The organism is Streptomyces sp. NPDC004610 (assembly GCF_040609715.1).
GTDB lineage: Bacteria > Actinomycetota > Actinomycetes > Streptomycetales > Streptomycetaceae > Streptomyces.
This window is the reverse complement of the sequence record NZ_JBEXLA010000033.1, coordinates 56,535-73,083: the sequence shown is the minus strand read 5'-3', so window position 1 is coordinate 73,083 and position 16,549 is coordinate 56,535. Positions and strand designations below refer to the sequence as shown.

General features: G+C 73.4%; 16 protein-coding genes. 5 read left to right on the top strand and 11 right to left on the bottom strand.

Going from position 1 to position 16,549, the window contains the following annotated elements; all coding sequences use genetic code 11:
* Positions 1–7: 7 nt before the first annotated feature.
* The 5 genes from ABZX40_RS30765 to ABZX40_RS30745 all read right to left on the bottom strand — a co-directional run bounded on the left by ABZX40_RS30765 (position 8) and on the right by ABZX40_RS30745 (position 8,360).
* Positions 8–2,761: an FtsX-like permease family protein gene (locus ABZX40_RS30765; protein WP_355744890.1), complete on the bottom strand. Its 2,754-nt coding sequence runs from the start codon at positions 2,759–2,761 to the stop codon at positions 8–10.
* A gap of 281 nt (positions 2,762–3,042) precedes the next feature.
* Positions 3,043–6,294, bottom strand: coding sequence for an ABC transporter permease (locus ABZX40_RS30760; RefSeq protein ID WP_355744887.1), 3,252 nt, complete (start codon positions 6,292–6,294; stop codon positions 3,043–3,045).
* A gap of 238 nt (positions 6,295–6,532) precedes the next feature.
* A complete protein-coding gene (locus ABZX40_RS30755; RefSeq protein WP_355744884.1) occupies positions 6,533–6,946 on the bottom strand; it encodes a globin in 414 nt (137 codons plus the stop codon).
* A 32-nt stretch (positions 6,947–6,978) separates the two neighbouring features.
* Entirely contained in the window at positions 6,979–7,860 is an 882-nt protein-coding gene (locus tag ABZX40_RS30750) for a hypothetical protein (RefSeq protein ID WP_355744881.1), read from the bottom strand.
* 41 nt (positions 7,861–7,901) lie between these two features.
* Entirely contained in the window at positions 7,902–8,360 is a 459-nt protein-coding gene (locus tag ABZX40_RS30745) for an ATP-binding protein (protein WP_355744878.1), read from the bottom strand.
* Positions 8,361–8,713: 353 nt separating this feature from the next.
* Between ABZX40_RS30745 and ABZX40_RS30740 the strand changes: the two genes are divergently transcribed.
* Entirely contained in the window at positions 8,714–9,508 is a 795-nt protein-coding gene (locus ABZX40_RS30740) for a DUF5753 domain-containing protein (protein ID WP_355744875.1), read from the top strand.
* Entirely contained in the window at positions 9,468–9,725 is a 258-nt protein-coding gene (locus ABZX40_RS30735; RefSeq protein WP_355745009.1) for a DUF397 domain-containing protein, read from the top strand. Before ABZX40_RS30740 ends, ABZX40_RS30735 begins: the two co-directional genes overlap by 41 nt.
* A gap of 47 nt (positions 9,726–9,772) precedes the next feature.
* On the opposite strand, the gene ABZX40_RS30730 is transcribed toward ABZX40_RS30735, so the two are convergent.
* Genes ABZX40_RS30730 through ABZX40_RS30715 form a run of 4 tightly spaced genes read right to left on the bottom strand, consistent with a single transcriptional unit; the run spans position 9,773 to position 12,018 of the window.
* Positions 9,773–10,324 (bottom strand): hypothetical protein, encoded by a 552-nt coding sequence (locus ABZX40_RS30730; RefSeq protein ID WP_355744872.1) that lies wholly within the window; start codon positions 10,322–10,324, stop codon positions 9,773–9,775.
* Positions 10,325–10,377: 53 nt separating this feature from the next.
* Positions 10,378–11,229, bottom strand: a complete 852-nt coding sequence (locus tag ABZX40_RS30725; protein ID WP_355744869.1) for a helix-turn-helix transcriptional regulator — start codon at positions 11,227–11,229, stop codon at positions 10,378–10,380.
* Positions 11,230–11,252: 23 nt separating this feature from the next.
* Entirely contained in the window at positions 11,253–11,786 is a 534-nt protein-coding gene (locus tag ABZX40_RS30720; protein ID WP_355744866.1) for a DUF6879 family protein, read from the bottom strand.
* Entirely contained in the window at positions 11,761–12,018 is a 258-nt protein-coding gene (locus ABZX40_RS30715; RefSeq protein ID WP_355744863.1) for a hypothetical protein, read from the bottom strand. The genes ABZX40_RS30720 and ABZX40_RS30715 overlap by 26 nt, the downstream gene beginning before the upstream one ends.
* A 194-nt stretch (positions 12,019–12,212) precedes the next feature.
* On the opposite strand from ABZX40_RS30715, the gene ABZX40_RS30710 reads away from it, so the two are divergent.
* The gene (locus ABZX40_RS30710) at positions 12,213–12,440 is read left to right on the top strand and encodes a DUF397 domain-containing protein (protein WP_355744861.1); all 228 of its coding nucleotides are present in this window, start codon (positions 12,213–12,215) and stop codon (positions 12,438–12,440) included.
* A 43-nt stretch (positions 12,441–12,483) separates the two neighbouring features.
* Entirely contained in the window at positions 12,484–12,957 is a 474-nt protein-coding gene (locus ABZX40_RS30705) for a hypothetical protein (protein WP_355744858.1), read from the top strand.
* Here the strand turns inward: ABZX40_RS30705 and ABZX40_RS30700 are convergent.
* Entirely contained in the window at positions 12,879–14,366 is a 1,488-nt protein-coding gene (locus tag ABZX40_RS30700; protein ID WP_355744855.1) for an MFS transporter, read from the bottom strand. The two genes, ABZX40_RS30705 and ABZX40_RS30700, sit on opposite strands and share 79 nt — an antisense overlap.
* A 56-nt stretch (positions 14,367–14,422) precedes the next feature.
* The gene (locus tag ABZX40_RS30695) at positions 14,423–15,547 is read right to left on the bottom strand and encodes an FAD-dependent oxidoreductase (RefSeq protein ID WP_355744852.1); all 1,125 of its coding nucleotides are present in this window, start codon (positions 15,545–15,547) and stop codon (positions 14,423–14,425) included.
* 245 nt (positions 15,548–15,792) lie between these two features.
* On the opposite strand from ABZX40_RS30695, the gene ABZX40_RS30690 reads away from it, so the two are divergent.
* Positions 15,793–16,431: a TetR/AcrR family transcriptional regulator gene (locus ABZX40_RS30690; RefSeq protein WP_355744849.1), complete on the top strand. Its 639-nt coding sequence runs from the start codon at positions 15,793–15,795 to the stop codon at positions 16,429–16,431.
* The last annotated feature ends 118 nt before the right edge of the window (positions 16,432–16,549 follow it).

Sequence of the window (16,549 nt, the reverse complement as noted above, 5' to 3'; positions counted from 1 at the left end):
GGATGTCTCACCGCGCATCCCCCGCCCGCAACTCCCGTACCGCCCCCCGCCGTCCCGTCCACCACGCCTGTGCCGCCGCGACGGCCAGTGTCAGCAGCAGGACGCCGATGGCGGGTGCGGCCAGGGAGACGGGGTCGGCGCGCAGCTCGGGCGGGACGGTGACCACCTCGTTCGGGGGCAGGGCGAGGGAGGTCAGGTCCAGACCGGGGGCGAGGACCTGGATGGTCGCCCAGCCGGTGAGGACCCCGCCGAGCGCCGCCAGCGCGGCCTGCGGCAGGGACTCCAGGATCAGCAGCCGGCGTCCCTCGGCGCGGGTCAGGCCCATGGTGCGCAGCCGGGCGAGCAGCGCGGTGCGTTCGGGGGCGGCCCGCAGCAGCGCCAGCAGCAGGGCGAGCGCGGCGAGCCCGGCGCCGGACAGCACGGCGGCGGTGTAGAGGCGTTCGACCCCGGACTGGAGGGGGGAGTCGACGAACCGGTCGCGTTCCTCGGCGCGCAACTGGACATGGGCGGGACCGCCCTTGGCGGCGGCGCGCAGCGCGTCCCCGTCGACCCCGGCGCCGGTGACCAGGACCGCCGTCGGCCGGGCGGCGGCACGGTCCAGCCCGGCGCGGTCCACGACGAGGAACTCGGTGCCGGAGACGGCCGGGGTGGAGTCGCGGACCAGCGCGATCCGGACGTCGACCATGGTGCCGTCGCCGAGCCGCACCGGGAAGGGCCGGGTGCCGTACATCTCGGCGACGACCGGCGAGGCCAGGGCGGGCAGCGGATCGCGGGCGGCGGTCGGGCGGCGGATCTCGTCCGCGCCGAAGGCGCCGAGCCGGCTGCGGTCGGCGAGCGCGGCGTAGGGGGAGACGTCCACGGCGGCGAACGGGACCGACTGGGTGGCGGCGTGCGGGCGGGCCTGGTAGTCGACGCTCAGCACGGTCGTGGAGGCCACCCCGGGGGCCTCGCGGATCCGGTCGGGCAGCCCGTCGGGCAGGGGTACGGTCGCCTCGATGCGGGCGTCGGCGCCGATGGCGAGCAGTGCCGCCCGGTCCCGGGCCTCCTGCACCCCGGCCGTCACCGAGCCGCCGAACGCGGCGGTGGTCAGCGCGAGGGAGAGGGCCAGCAGCGGCAGGACGGCGGAGGCGGACCCGCGTCCGGCGCGGGCCAGCGAGAGATGCCCGAGCATGCCGCGCAGCCGGGCGGCGGGGCGGGCCAGCAGCCGCAGCGGCAGCGGATAGAGCCGGACCAGGACGAGCGCGGCGATCACCGCGACCAGCACCGGTGCCGCCGAGGCCAGTTGATCGCCGTCGCCGCCCCGGCCGCGCAGGGTGACGACCGCCCCGGCGGCGAGCACGACGAGGGTCAGCTCGGCGACCGTACGGCGCCGGGAGGGCCGGAGCGCGGTGAGGTCGGTGCGGGTGTCGTGGGCGCGGACACGGCGGTGGGCGGCGGCGGCGCGCAGCGGGAGGGCGAGGGCGGCGACGGCGGTGGCGGTGAGGGCGGCGAGCAGCGCGGGCGTGGTACGGCCCGCCGGGATCAGCAGCAGCGCGGCGCCCAGGGCGAGGGCCCCGGCGGGCAGGGCGACGACGGCCGTCTCCCGGAGCAGCCGCCCGGCGAGACCGGGCAGGGAGGCGCCGCGGGCGCGCAGCAGGGCGAGTTCGCTGCGGCGCCGGTCGGCGGCGAGGCCGCCCGCCATCAGCAGGACGACGGCGGCGACCGTGCCGGTGCCGACGGCGGCGACGGCGATCAGCGGGGCGAGGCCGGAGCGCAGCCGGTCGTAGCCGTTCAGGAGGTGATCGAGTTCGGTCACCACCTGGGTGCGCTGGTCGGTGGCGTTGCGGGCCGCGCTGAGCCCCGGGCCGGACTCCAGGGCGGCGACGGCGGAGCGCAGCCGGGGCAGCTCATGGGCGTGCAGCCGGGAGACGGTGGGCGCCAGATGCCAGTACCGGGAGGGGACACCGGCGGTGCCGAGGGTCGCCGGGGCGGCCTCGGGGGCGAGCAGCAGGGCGCCCAGCCAGTAGGTGCTGCCGCTGGGGTCGTCGGGGACGCGGATCCGGGCCGGGGTGTGCAGGAGCGGGTCGGTCGACCAGTAGGGGCGCTCGGCGGCGCGGGGTGTGAAGACGCCGGTGACGCGGACGGCGAGCGGGTCGCGTCCGGCGCCGGGCACATGGATGACCGCGCCGGGCCGGATGTTGAACTCCTTCGCGGTCGCGGCGCTGACCGCGGCCTCCACCTCGGGCGTGCCCGCGGTGACCGGTGGCGCGGTGACCCGGGGCAGCCGCCCCGCCGTGAGGGTGGTGTGGTCGGCCAGCCCGCTCTGCGCGGCCAGGACGACCCGGGCGGGCAGCCCGCTCGGCTGCGGGATCCACGGCTCGGGCACCTCCAGCGGCACGGTGGTCCGCACCCCGTACGCCGATTGCCGGGGATCGGGGACGAAGGGGGCCTCGGCGGTCGCCATGACCTTCGCGTACTGCCCGCCCAGGGTCTCGGGCCGCAGCGCCGCCTCCCGCTGGGCGGGCGGAAGGCCGGAGTCCGGGTCGGGCGCGTAGATCTGGACGGTGGACCGGTCGCCCCCGGCGCCGGCGACGGCGTCGCGCAGCCCGTCGTCCTGGTACCGGTCCAGGGCGCGCGGAAAGGCCGCCGCGAGCCCCGCGACCAGCAGCACCAGCACCGCGAGCGACCAGGCGGCGCCGGGCGCGGCCCGCAGCCGGGTCCGCACCCAGGGCGCGGCGACCCGCACCCGGGCCCCGCCCCGCACCCGGGCCCCGCCCCGCACCCGGGCCCCGGACCCTTCACCGGCCCGCACCCGGGCCCCGGACCCTTCACCGGCCCGCACCCGGGCCCCGGACCCCTCACCGGCCCGCACCCGGGCCCCCGACCCCTCACCGGCCCCCTCCCGGGCCCCAGACCCTTCACCGGCCCGCACCCGGGCCCCCGACCCCTCACCGGCCCCCGCACGGGCCCCCGACCCCTCAGGGGCCCTCTCACCGGCACCCTCACCGGCCCCGGACCCCTCACGGGACCCCTCACCGCTCCCCGACCCGAACCCCACGCCCATCACTCCCCGCCCCCCTGTTCCCGCAGTGCGGCCACCGGATCCGTGCGCCGTAGCGCGAGTGCCGCCGTCACCAGCAGCGGTGCCAGCGCCACCGCGGCGAGCAGGACGGCGACCCGGCCCGGCGGGAGCTGGACCAGGACCTCCGGGACCGGCCGGGTGGCGCGGGAGGTCAGGACGATCAGCGGCAGCACGGTCCGGGTCAGGACGATCCCCAGGACCGTCCCCACCAGCAGCGCGAGCCCCACCAGCACCCCCTGCTCGGCGGCGATCGTCCGGGCCAGTCGGCGCCGGGGCGCCCCCAGCGCCCGCAGGACCGCGAATTCGGCGTCCCGCTCCCGCAGCGACCCGGCCGCGCTCACCGCGAACCCGACCGCGGCCAGCGCCGCCGCCACCCCCGCCGCCGCGGTGAACGCGGCCTCGGGCCCGGCGCCGAACGGGTCGTCGCGCAGTCCGGCGGCGATCTCGTCGCGGACGACGACCTGGGAGGGATCCAGCGCGGGCTGGTCGCGCAGGGCGTCGGCGACGGCCGCTGGCGCGTCGGTGCCGAGCCACCACTCGGTGGGCGTCAGCGCGGCCCCGTGGTGGACATGGAGCTGCTGGTTGACGGCCCGCAGATCGATCAGGAGGCCGCCGCCGTCGCTGTCCTCGGGGGTGGTGGGCAGTGCGGACACCGTCCGGACGATCTTCACCCGGAGGGTCTGGCCGCCCAGGGCGATGTCCACGCGCTGCCCGGTGCGGGCGCCGGTGGACTCCAGATAGCGGTCGGTGGCGAGGGCGGTGAGCGCCGGTGGTTCGGGCTGGGCGACCTGGAGCCGCACGGTCACCGGGGAGGCGCGGGTGAACTCGTCGTAGAGGTAGCCGGTGCTGTAGGCGGCGGTGGGCGGGGTGCCGGGGGCCACCCGGGCCCTGGTGGGGAGGCTGTCGTCGGAGGGGTCGTCGACGGCGTCCTCGGTCTGTGCCTGCCAGCGCGCGGGCAGCGGCACCGGCCGCCGGGTCCCGTCGGCGGCGGTGGCGGCGAGGTCCCGTACGGAGAAACGGTGCTGGTCGGGCTGTCCGATGGGCTGGCCGAAGGCCCATTCGACGGTGGTCAGGGTCAGCGCGCCGACGGCGCCGGTGAGGTCGGCGGTGAGGAGGTGCGGGCGCCCGTCGGCGGGCAGGGTCCCGGCCGGGAGGTCGTACGGGACGCCGCTCGCGTCCAGGACGGTGACCAGGACATCGACGCTGGTGCCGGACTCGGCGCCGGAGAGGGAGGCGGTGATCCGGAGCGCGGTGCTGCCCTCGGGGATCGCGGCACCGGCCGGGCGCTCCTTCGGGGCGAGGGGCGCGAGCAGCGGGCGGGCCGCTTCAGGGGCGAGGTCGGGGCGCAGCAGCAGGGAACCGGCGGCGGCCGAGGTGTCCAGGGCGAGGACGGTCGCGGTCCGGCCGCCGGACAGGGACTGCTCGGCGCGGGTGCCGGGGGCGACGGAGTCGACGCCGGGCAGATCGCCGTAGGCGAGGGCGCGGCCGGGCTCGGTCTCGCCCGCGCCCAGGACCCGTACCGGGGCGCCCGCCTGGAAGTCGGCCTGGTCGTCCTGTGAGCGCTCCCATGAGGCGCCCTGCCCGATGGCCAGCATGCCCAGCCCGATGGCGAGCACCAGCAGCAGCACGGGCCCGGCGCCGCGCATCGGGCGCCGGCTGAGCTGCCAGCCCGCCAGCGCCGCCGCGAGCCCCCGCCCGGAGGTCGCCCGGCGTTCGGCGAGCCGGGCCATCGGCGGCAGCAGCCGCAGGGTGAGCACGGTCCCGGCGAGCAGCGCCAGCGCGGGCGCGGCGACGAGCAGCGGATCGATACCGAGGGATCCGGAGGAGACGGTGGACGAGTCGGTGGCCGGGGTGGTGGCGACGACCCCGGAGTCCTGCCCGGACAACTGCCAGTACGCGACGGCGGCCACCGCGAGCAGCCCCAGATCGGCGCCCGCCCGTACCGCGCCGGGCAGGGCGCGGGCCCGTCCGGCGCGGAACCCCGCCGAGGCAAGCGCGGGCAGGGTGACGGCGAGCGCGCACCCGAGTGCCGCGCCGCCCGCGACCAGCCACACCCCGAGATCCCCGACGCCGGTCACTTCCAGCCGCAGTCCGATCCGGTCCAGCGCGCCCTGCCCGGCCAGCAGCCGGGTGAGCGGTCCGGCGAGGAGCGGGGCGAGGAGCAGCGCGGGCACGGCCAGGACCAGCGACTCCAGGGCCGCGTGCAGGGCGATCCGGGCGCGGGAGCCGCCGCGGGCGCGCAACAGCCGGGTCTCACCGCCGCGTTCGGCGCTGAGCAGCCGGGCCACCAGCAGCAGCGCGCACCCGGCGAGCAGCACGAGCTGGAGGGCGACGATCAGCAGGGTGGACCGGGAGACCAGGAGGGACCGCTCGATCCGGTCGAGAACGGCGGGGAGCTGGGTGGTGGCGGCGGTGGTGCCGCTCAGTTCGGCCTTGCCGCTCAGCCCGGCGGGCCCGCTCACCGCGTCGGCGCGCAGCGCGTCGATCCGCTCGGTGGTGAGGGCGGAGAAATCCGCGGCGGCCAGCCACCCCGACTGCCCCGCGCTGAGCGCCGCAACCGCCCGCTCATCGGCGAGCAGCGGCCCGTAGGTGGTGAATCCGCCCTGCTTGACGCCCCGCCCCTGAAGCTCGTCCAGCTGCCAGTAGGGGGCGGTCGGCGCGGCGGGCCGGTAGACGCCGGTGATCCGGACGGGGACGTCGGGCCCCTTGAGCCGGTCGGTGAGGGTGAGCAGGGAACCGGGTCCCAGACCGAGCCGCTCGGCGGCGGCCTGCGGGACGGCGACCTCGGCCGTCCCGGCGGCGGCGGAGGCGGCAGGGCCGGGCAGCCGCCCGGAGACGACGGTCACCAGATCGGCGTCGATCGCGGCGAAGTGGGTGAGATCGGGCTCGTCGCCCTGCTGCCCGGCCTCGTCGTCGGCGCGCACCGAATCGGGCAGCGCGTACGGCCCGGACCGCTGGAAGGTGCGCACGGTCACCGGCAGCCCGTCGAAGGTGCGCCGGGCAGCGTCCCGTACGGTGCGGTCGGCGGCCTCGCGCTGGTCGGCGGGCACATTGGCCTTGACGATCAGTGCCGCGTCGGCGGCGTTGCGGTCCTCGCGCAGGGAGTGCCGCAGGGCGGCGTCGCCGATGGCCCCGGAGTAGGCGGCGAGCGTGGCCAGCACGGCCGTGGTCAGGACGACGGTGAGCAGCGCGGCGGCGAGCAGCAGCCGGTGCGCCCGCCCTCGTCGCAGCACGAATCTGACGGCCCCCGTGAACCCCACCCCGTAGCCCCCTGTGAACGGCCGAATCCCGGTGATGTTGTCAGAGGGGACGGGCGCGGGGTAAGCGTCGGGAGCGGTGGCTTGACCGGATTGTGACCGAAAATCGGCGACGACCGACCGGAATCCGGGCTTCAACCGATCATCAACCGATCACCGGGGCGCGATTCGGGCGTCATTCCGGGACATGACTCGGCCCGCTCACCCTCACCCCTCACCCAGGCGTATTGATCATCGAGGCGGCGGCATAGGTCAGATACTTCCAGAGGGTCTGCTCATGCTCGGCCGAGAGCCCCAGCTCGTCCACGGCGACGCGCATGTGCTTCAGCCAGGCGTCATGGGCGGCCCGGTCGACGGCGAACGGGGCGTGCCGCATCCGCAGCCGGGGGTGGCCCCGGTTGTCGCTGTACGTAGTGGGACCGCCCCAGTACTGCATGAGAAACAGCGCGAAGCGCTCCTCGGCGGGCCCGAGGTCCTCCTCCGGGTACATGGCCCGGAGCACCGGGTCCTCGGCGACCCCCTCGTAGAAACGGTGGACCAGGCGGCGGAAGGTCTCCTCCCCGCCGACCTGCTCGTAGAAGGTCTGCTCCTGAAGCGTGCCGCGCGGAATCTCGTTCACGCCCTCCATGCTCTCAGACGGGCGGACGGAGGACTTGAGGCTTAGGTCCTGCCGCGATGGGCCCCGGGGTCCATGGGATCGGGGTCCATGGGACCGGGGGTGGTGGGACTGGGGGTCGTGGGGCCGGGTGTCGTGGGACCGGGGGTCGCGTCCCGATAAACGAGCACATCGAGAAACTCCACGGGTGAGGAAGCCTCCCGCTCGGGCAACTGCGTCCGCAGCCCGGCGGCGGAGGCGAAGCCGACGACCCCGCCCATCCCCTTCCGTACACCCCGCGCCCCGCCCCCCGGCGCGGGCCGCCACTGCAACCGGGCGCACAGCGACGCGGTGGGCGGCCACAGACAGCTCGGCACCTCCCGCGCCCACATCTGCTGCACGAACGGCAGCCGGGCGGTCCGCGCCAGGTAGCGGAGCCGTTCGAACGGCGGCACCTCCGGATACTCGTAACTCCGGCGGGGTGGCACGGCCCCCCAGGCCCCGGCCGGCCGGGTGGGCGGTTCCTTCCCCTCCGCCATCCGGTACACCAGCAGATCGGCCTGCGTATCCCGCCCCGGAACGGGGGGCCGTCCGGCCCGCTCGACGACATACCCCGCGCCGCGCAATCCGGCGGCGACGGCATCGAGCCGCCGGTCCCACCGCGCCGCGAGCCCGTCCGCTGCGGCGCGCAGCTCCCGATCCGGGAACCACTGCACGACGACGCACAGCTCCGCCCCCCGGGGCCAGGCGCACTCCGGCGCGTACATGGCCCGGCACCAGCCGTCACCGGGGGTGATGTCGGGCCCCCAGATCTCCCGCCCGTGCTGCCGCCCGACGACGGACCAGTTGTCGCCGAGCCCGAGCCGGTCCAGTTCGTGATCGACGACGAGGGGTCCGGTGCGGTTGGGCTGGTCGCGGTCGTAGAGGGGACGTTCGGTACTGAACACGTGCGGGCTCCTGCGGGGCTGTGGGGGGATGGGTGCCAGGTTCACGGTGCCTGGGTGGGGGCCGGGTGGAGGGCAAGGACACACCAGGTGGTCGTGGAGTCGGGGCTGACACCCCAGTCATCGGCGAGCGCGGCGACGAGGAAGAGGCCCCGGCCGTGTTCGTCGTCGGGGGAGGCGTGGCGGAGGGTGGGGGCGACGGGGGATCCGTCCCGCACGGTGATGACCAGCCGGTCACCCCGGACGCGCATCCGAAACCGGACGTCGGGCCCGGCGCCGTGCCGGAGGGCGTTGGTGATCAGCTCGGTGGTGAGCACTTCGGCGGGGTCGATGAGGTGCGGGTACCGAGCGAGGGCGCTCCGCACGATCCGCCTCAAGCGGCGTGGCCAGGCGGCGTCGGCGGGGGTGAGGTGGTGGGGGGTGGACGCGGGGTCGCGGGCGAAGGAGAGGTCGAGGGTGGGGGTGCTGGGGGTGGGCGTGGGGGTGAGGGTCGGTGAGGTCATGCCGTCTCCGGGTCCTGGGCAGGCCGTGATCACAGGTTGTGGGGAAGTGGTCACTTCGAGTGGCCTTCTTCAACTACGGTGACGTCCGGCAGGGTTGAGAATCAACCGAATCGCTGCTGAAAATCCAGCGGAGGCGTAAGTGGAATATGCGGAGACCTGCACAGGAGGCGGTCGTGAGTGCGCAGACGTCATGAAGCTCTGCTCAGGAGCACGCTCGACGTGCGCAGGTACCGGGGAGTGATGCACAGATGGCGGCAAAGCGAGGGGCAACCGGACGGCGCTTAGAACTCGGGATCCAGCTCAGGCAGTTGCGCGAGAACTGTCCTCCTGTTGAGGACGGAAGAGAGCGCGGCATGACCCGTAAGGCGGCTGTTCGTGGGCTGAAGGCCCTGTCCGAGGCGTCGCTCGCCCGGATCGAGGCCGGTGAGCTGAACTTCCGGCGCAACGTTGGGGACTTGCGGACGCTGCTGAGGCGATACTCCGTGGACGACATGGAGTTGGTCGACCAACTGCTCGAATTGAACCGTGAGGCGCCCAACGAATCCTGGCTGATCCAATATCGAACGTTCATGCCGACAGGCATGCCCCACTACGTGGGGTTGGAGACGGAAACCACGGAGATCCTGGCCTATCACCCGACTCTGGTGTACGGATTCCTGCAGACCCCGGAGTATGCGAGAGCACTCTTCGAGGTGCAGCAGCCCATCGAGGATACGACCAGAGAGTTCATCCAACGCCACGTGGAACTTCGTATGGAGCGGAAGCGCAGAATCCTTGAACGCGATGATGTGCGGCTCCGAGTGATCATCGGAGAGGCGGCGTTGCGCGTCCCGGTTGGCGACGAGGGCGTCATGCGGGGCCAGTACCAAGAACTGATCGAGTTGGCCGGGCAGGACCGCATCTCGATTCAGGTTCTGCCCTTCAAGCGCGGCTACAGGGCAACCAACGACTTCGCGATTCTGTATCTCGACGGGCTGCCACCCCGGGTTCAGACGGACAACGCGTGGGGCAGCGTGTCCGCGTCCGACAAGCCCCGTGAGGTCGACCGGTTCACTCGCCGTTTTAACACGATGGTCGGGGTCGCGCTCGGCCTAGGAGAGAGCATCGATTTCCTGGAAGCACTCACCGAAAAGGGGCAGAGCAATTAGCAGTCACCGAGCCCAACAGCCGTCCACCGAGGTTGCTCCCGAAGAATCTTGGTACAAGTCCTCCTACAGCGATGGCACTGGCAACATCTGCGTCGAAGTAGCCGACCTCCTCAGCGGGATCGGCATCCGGGACTCCAAGAACAAAACCGGCCCGGCGCTGATCGTGTCCGGCCCGGCCTGGTCGTCGTTCGTTCGACTCGTCCGCTCCGACCACTAGCGATCCCGCCCGGCCGGGCCGGAGTTCCCCGGCCGGGCCTATAGCCCTCAACCCACCGCCCCGCTCACCTCTCGCCGCCGCTCCTCGATCATCGCCCGGTACTCCGCGTACCACGGCTCCGTCACCGATCGCTCCCTCAGGAGCCGCGCCGCCCGCACCTCGCGGTCCTGGCGCCACCCCGACCACAGCGCGAACAGAGCCGCCGCCGTCAGCAGATACGGCAGCCACGACACCGGCACCAGCACGACCACGGACACCCCGATCGCGCTGGCCGCGGCGAAACTCCCGGCCAGCCCCCACGCGTACGCCCTCGCGGACGGACGGGTCGCCGCGTCCGCGTCGTCGTCCTCGACCTCGTCCAGCCAGGAGTACACCCAGGCGTCGCGGCTGAGGGTCCGGGCCACGGCGACCCCGACGAGCGACACCACCAGCGCGTCCGCCACCGCGAGCCAGCGCACCGCCGTGTCCGGTACGAACCAGACCGCGACGGCGACGACCGCGCTCAGCGCGACATGGAGCCGCGGCACGAGGACTCGCACACCCCCGAGAAGCCGCTCCGCCTCGGCGAGACGGACCATGGGAGACGGCTCAGGCTTCATCTGCTGGACTTCCGATCACTTGTCGACAGGAACGATCGTGGTGACGGGGCCGCTCACCCCAGCGCGGCGATCGCCCGCACAATCAGCGACCGCGCCTCCGCCCCGTACACCGCCATGCTGCGGAGTCGCTCGAACACCTTCAAGTACAGGGCGATCTCGGACGGCTGGGTGATGTTCACCTCGGCGGAGACCAGCTCCACGGACACGAGGGTCTCGTCGAACACATTGAACGTTTCCCTCGGCCAGATCACGCGCTCGCGCGTCGCCGTCGGAATGATGCCGAACGACACCTGCGGCAGCGCCCCGGCGGTGAGCAGGTGCCCCAACTGCGCGGCCATGGCCTCCGCGTCACCGAGCTGGTAATAGAGCACCGCCTCCTCGATGAGGAGGACGTAGCGGTGGCCGGGCTCATGGATCACCTGGGACCGTCGCACGCGGGCCGCTGCCGCCTCCGCCGCGTCGTCGGGCACGTCGTGCAGACGGGCGCTGTTGCTCAGCAGACCCTGGGCATAGCCCTGGGTCTGCAACAGCCCGGGGACCACCACGGAGGAGTACACGCGCAGCAGCCCGGTCGCCTGATACCGCCCGACATAGCTGTCCTGGAGCTTGGCCAGCCCAGTGCGTACGCGCTGGCGCCACTCCCGGTACAACGATTCCGCCTGCTCGGAAGCCTGGATCAGCTCCGGGGCCCGATCCGCGGCGCCGGTCGCCCGGCACCACAGGCGGATGTCCGTCGGCGAGGGCGGGGTGCGGGCGTTCTCGATGCGGGAGGTCTTCGCGTGGTGCCAACCACACTCGTCGGCCAGCTCAGCGACCGTCAGGCCCGCGTTTCTCCGCAGACTCCGCAACTGCCGCGCGACATTCTCACGCGCGGCCTGGGCCGAGGAAGACGGCGAGATGGGCATGAGCCGGCCAACGATGCTCTCTGTCAGTGAATCTCGTACGTGTCGTGCGGGACGGCGCGCTCCCAGACCGCTTCGAACGCGTCCGAACACTGTTTGACGATACCCGGTTCGGTCCGCAGATCCTGGCGTGGATCCGCCCAGTCCCCGGCGCCGGTGAAGAGGTTGAACAGTACGCGCGCCCCATCGAAGATCCACAGATCGGCGCCCGGCAGCATCAGATCGACGGCCCGGGGGCGCGGCAACCACCGAACCTGCTCACCGGCCGTCACATTGACGGACGCGCCCGCGTGCTCGTAGCGGATGTAGTCCGTGACCGGCTCGGAGACGATCCGGGCCCGCCGTACGACGACACCCCGCGCGACCGTGCGCGAGATCAGGTCGACCCAGGGCGCCCAGTACTCCGAGGCGGGATCGGTGTCCCGCTCTCCCGTCCGCAACCAGGTCTCGAAGTCGTCCGCCTCGTCACCGACCGCGTACTGGTCGCGCATTTCGAGATGCACGGCGGAGTGCTGGGCGGCGCCCAGGAGTTCACTAAAGCTGGGCACGTTCTGCGACATCGCATGCCTCCCTCAGCATCGGCACCAGGCGGGCGGGAACACGGATCACACTCTCGTGGTGCGGGATGCCTTCGGCGTGCCCGGGGGCGGTGTTCTTCACGCACGCGGCCCGCGTGGCGTCGTCCGCGGTGTAGCTCTGGAGCACGATGTCCGCGTTGTCGACGTCCACCCAGGCAGTCGGCGATCCTTCCAACTCTGTCTCGGGGTCGATCCCGATGAACTGTAAGAGCATGACGGCCTCCCTTGTCGTTGCTGTGCACTGCTGTGCGGAAATCTCGCGCCTCAGCCGTCTGACGTCAAGCCGGGGCCAGGGCTGAGCAGCACGAAACAAGCCCGCACGCACATCCCTGCACAACCCTGGCCCCCCACCCCGCCCTCCCCCTAGCGTGGCCCACCCCGACCACCCCCCCAGAAAGGGCACCGGCGATGACCGACCTCTACGACCTCCCCCTCCCCGAGCCCACCGCCTTCCGTACGGCATGCGGCGGCAACACCCACCCGGACGGCGAATCCTGCGCCACCCTCGCTCCCCTCGGCGCCGACGCCTGGGCGCTCGGCGACAGCAAGCGGCCCGGCGCGGCCCCGCTGCGCTTCACCACCGCCGAGCTGACCGCCGCCGGTATCGACCCGACCCGCTTCGGCCTGTCGGCCTGACGACGGCACGGCACCGTCTCCACGGTCCTGAGAGGCACGCCAGGTGCACCACCACGGATACCTATGGACCGGCCCCAAACAGCGTTTCGATGAAGAAGCCCTCCGGCGGCCCGCCCACCCCCTCCCTCCCCCCGGCGACAGCAGACCGGAGCTGATCCAGCGCTACCGGGAGGTCCACGCCGCGTTCCCGGTCGCCGATCTGCCACCGCTGGAGATCGCCCACTGGCTCACCAAGCCGGAGGCACTGGTGCGAGGTACCTGGGCGGAGCCCAAGGACGCGGCGGGGTGGCTCGCGGAGCGCGTCGCCGACTTCGCCGGTCGGTTCGCCGCCCCGGCGGAGCGGGATCAGGCGCGGCTCGCCACCCTCGTCCCGGCCGCCGTCGCGCGGCTGGCGTGGGGCGGGGACGTAGCCCGCGGCTTCTATCTCGAACGGCCCTCCTACCTGCACCTCTCCCTCGTGACCTGCTCCCCCAATCGCGCCGCGCCCCGGCTGGACTGCCCGCTGCGGCGGCCGTGACGCACCAGCAGCACCGTCGCCGGGATCGCCGCCAGGGCGAACAGCGCCCCCGCCATCCCGACGTACGCGTACACCCCCTCCACCGTGCTCGCCGCCGCGCCCGGGAGCCGCGTCGCCTTCAGGATCTCCGCGCCCGCGAAGCTGAAGAGCACCGAGCCCACCGCCAGGACGACCGACACCAGCCCCGCCGTCGTTCCCTGGCGCTCCGGCGCCTCCGTGCTCATCGCCAGGTTGTAGCCGGACGCCCCGATCGCCCCGGCCGCCCCTCCGACCAGCGCCCCGCAGGCGAGCGCCACCGGCAGCGTCGACACCCCGGCCAGCATCCCGAACGTCGCCACCGCCCCGACGGCTATGCCGATCAGGAGGGGCAGCGCCGGGCCGTACCGTCCCGCCGCCCAGCCGGCGAGCGTGCCGCCCACCACGATCCCCAGGTTGGGTGTCGCGAGCAGGACCGCGACCGCCTCCCCGTCGCCCAGCCCGTAACCGAGCCCCAGGTCCGCGGGGACCTGGGCGATGATGCTCGTCAGTTGCAGCATGCTCCGGAACGAGCCCGCCGCCAGCACCAGCGCCAGCAGCGTCAGCAGGATCGGGCGGCTGAGGGCCCGCAGGTCGATGATGGGATCCCGCACGCGGTTCGCGAAGTACACCCAGCCCGCCAGCCCCGCCGCACCGGCCGTCAGCAGCGCGAGCGACGCGCCGGACAGCCGGCCCAGCTCACTCCCCAGGCTGACGTACGCCAGTACCGCCGCCAGGCCCCCGCCCAGCAGCAGCGCCCCGCCCACGTCCACCCGGCCGTCGGCCCGGACAGGTGCCTCGGGGACGACGGACCGCATGCACAGCGCGGCCACCGCGGCGAGCAGCGCCGCCAGCAGGAACACACTCCGGAAACCGAACCATTCGATGACCGGCTCCATCAGGAACGGTTCGACCACCCCCACCACCGACGAGCCCGATGTCACCAGCCCGATCAGGGCCATCGCCACCCGCGGGGCGCAGAGCCGGCGGGCCAGCGCCACCGTGATGAAGATCGAGGCGAAGGCCGCGCCCTGGAGGAACCGGCCCACCAGGAAGATCCAGACATTGGGCGCCATGAAGCAGATCAGCGCTCCCGCGCACGCGAGCAGCAGCGTGCCGATCAGCACCCGGCGCAGACCGTACAGATCGGCGCTCCTCGCCAGCAGCGGCGACCAGATCGCCCCGGCCAGCAGCGCGCTCGCGCCCAGCCACGCGGCCTGGTCGGTGTCGAAGTGCTCCAGTAACTGGGGCAGCACCATCATCGGTGAGCCGATGGCCAGGTCCGCGAGGACATTGGCGAGGGTCAGGACCATCGCCCACAGGACCAGCCGTCCGCTCCAGCGGTGTTCTTGGGGGGTGGGGGTGGGGTTGTTGTCGGTTTTGGCTGTCACCACGAAGGGCTCCAAGGAGAGGGAGGTGTGGGGGAGGGGGCCAACCGGCGGGCCGAGGCTCAGCGCCGGTCCGCTTCCAGCGCACGTAGTGCCTTGTTGCGGGCGGCGATGTCGCCCCAGCTCTCCGGCAGCATGCGGTCACGGCCGCCGCGCACCTTGTCCTGCGCGTGGGTGACATGGGGGCGCAGCCGGGCCTCGTACCGTACGAACGCCTCCGTGTGGTCGGTGCCGGGTCCCCGGTGTCCGAGTTCCTCGGCCAGGAAGCTCGCGCCGGTCAGCGCCAGGGACGTGCCCCGGCCGGAGAGGAAGGCCGGGCAGTAACCGGCGTCCCCGACCAGGGCGACCCGGCCCCGGTGCCAGGTGGGCAACTGGATCTGGCTCGCGGCGGTGAAATAGAACGCGGGATCGGCGCGGGCCGCGTCGAGCAGTTCCGGGATCCGCCACGACCGGAAGCCCGCGAAGGCGTCGACGAGGATCCTCTTCTGGGCGTCCAGGTCGCGATGGTCGACGTCGAGCCGCTCCGAACGGAACTGGAAGACCGCCACCGCCCTGCCCCCGTACCGGAACAGGCCCGCCATCCGGCGCGGGACGTTGTACACGGCGTTGGGGCCCTCGGAGTCCGCCTCGGCGGGGTGGTCGGCCAGGGCGAAGTAGACGCCCAGATGCCGGAGATGGTCCTCGTCGGGGCCGAACACCAGTCTGCGCACCGCCGAGTGCTGGCCGTCGGCGCCCAGCACCAGGTCGTAGCGCCCGTCACGGCCCGAGGCGAAACGGACCTCGATGCCGTCCTCGTCCTCCGCCATCGCCTCGATCGAGTCACCGAAGCGGATCGCCGAGGTGGTGGGCCCGAGCGCGTCGGCGAGGATCCGTACGAGGTCCTCACGGAGCAGCTCTATGTCGTCGGCCGAGTCGCTGACCTGCGCCATCGGCATCCGCGCCACCGGTTCGCCCGCGCTGTCCACGAACCAGGTCCGCTCGGACATCCGGACCCTGCGCCGCCGGATCTCGGGCAGCAGTCCCATCCCGGCCACGGCCCCGATCGCCGCCCCCCGGATGTCGATGGGCGTACCGGTGAGCCGGAGCCGGGGGGCCTGCTCGACCAGGGTGACGTCATGGCCGCGGACGGCCAGCTCCCGGGCGCAGGCGAGCCCGGCCACACCGGCTCCGGAGATGAGGATGTTCATGGCGGGCTGCTCCCGGGGTCGCGTGGTGCGCTGCCGAAGGGCTTACTAAAGCGACAAGCCGTCGCTTTTAGCGAGCGTACTGATCCCCGGCTTGCACCGCAACGTCCCGCCTGGCGACAATCGCCACCCCGGTGGAGAGGACCACCCCGGTGGACGGGACCACTCCCGTGGAAGGGGCTATCCCGGTGGAGGGAGCCACCCCCGTTGGAAGGACAGGACAGGACAGGGCAGGAGGTGAGTACGTGATGAGTGAAGGGACCGCCGACCGTTCCCCCGCCCGCCGCCCCGGTGGCCGTACCGCCCGGGTCCGGGCGCAGATCCTCGACGCGACCGTCGAACTCGTCGCCCGCGACGGCATCGCGGGCTTCCGCTACGAGGAGGTCGCCGAGTTCGCCGGGGTCCACCGGACCAGCGTCTACCGCAACTGGCCCGACCGTGAGGAACTCGTGGTCGAGGCGCTGCTGCGCTACGCCGAGGGCCTCGCCTCGGTCGCCGACACCGGCGATCTCCACCGGGACCTGGTGGATTTCCTGGTCGCCCTCGCCGGTGGTCTGGAGACACCCTTCGGCCGGACCCTCGAACAGGCCATCCAGCCCGCCCGGCACAGCGCCACCGTCCAGGCGCTCACCAAGATCCTCGACCAGCGCGTGGCCGCCATGCGCCGCCGGGTCGACACGGCCGTCGAACGGGGTGAACTCCCGCCGGTCGACAGCGGCTTCCTGGGCGAGATGATCTCCGGGCCGGTCCATCTCATCGTCAACCGCGGTATGCGCCCCTTCTCGCGCGCGGACGCGGAACGCATCGTCACGGTGATCCTCGCGGGCGTCCGCGCCACGGCCGCCCCGCCCGCCGGTGCGAGTCAGGCCCGACGCCCACGGGCCTGACCGGTCGGGGACGGTGGGGTCCGTCCGTCCCGGCGACGCGCCTTTCGCCTCATACGGTTAATCGGCCGCCCGGCCCGCTCTGCTCGCCGCCCGGCCCGCCGTGCTCGCTTCCCTCCCC

Excerpts from the sequence above, each read along its gene's own strand:
- ABZX40_RS30755 (WP_355744884.1), bottom strand. The coding sequence starts at position 6,946 with ATGGAGGGCGTGAACGAGATTCCGCGCGGCACGCTTCAGGAGCAGACC.
- ABZX40_RS30745 (WP_355744878.1), bottom strand. The coding sequence starts at position 8,360 with ATGACCTCACCGACCCTCACCCCCACGCCCACCCCCAGCACCCCCACC.
- ABZX40_RS30740 (WP_355744875.1), top strand. The coding sequence starts at position 8,714 with ATGACCCGTAAGGCGGCTGTTCGTGGGCTGAAGGCCCTGTCCGAGGCG.
- ABZX40_RS30730 (WP_355744872.1), bottom strand. The coding sequence starts at position 10,324 with ATGAAGCCTGAGCCGTCTCCCATGGTCCGTCTCGCCGAGGCGGAGCGG.
- ABZX40_RS30725 (WP_355744869.1), bottom strand. The coding sequence starts at position 11,229 with ATGCCCATCTCGCCGTCTTCCTCGGCCCAGGCCGCGCGTGAGAATGTC.
- ABZX40_RS30720 (WP_355744866.1), bottom strand. The coding sequence starts at position 11,786 with ATGTCGCAGAACGTGCCCAGCTTTAGTGAACTCCTGGGCGCCGCCCAG.
- ABZX40_RS30715 (WP_355744863.1), bottom strand. The coding sequence starts at position 12,018 with ATGCTCTTACAGTTCATCGGGATCGACCCCGAGACAGAGTTGGAAGGA.
- ABZX40_RS30710 (WP_355744861.1), top strand. The coding sequence starts at position 12,213 with ATGACCGACCTCTACGACCTCCCCCTCCCCGAGCCCACCGCCTTCCGT.
- ABZX40_RS30695 (WP_355744852.1), bottom strand. The coding sequence starts at position 15,547 with ATGAACATCCTCATCTCCGGAGCCGGTGTGGCCGGGCTCGCCTGCGCC.
- ABZX40_RS30690 (WP_355744849.1), top strand. The coding sequence starts at position 15,793 with ATGAGTGAAGGGACCGCCGACCGTTCCCCCGCCCGCCGCCCCGGTGGC.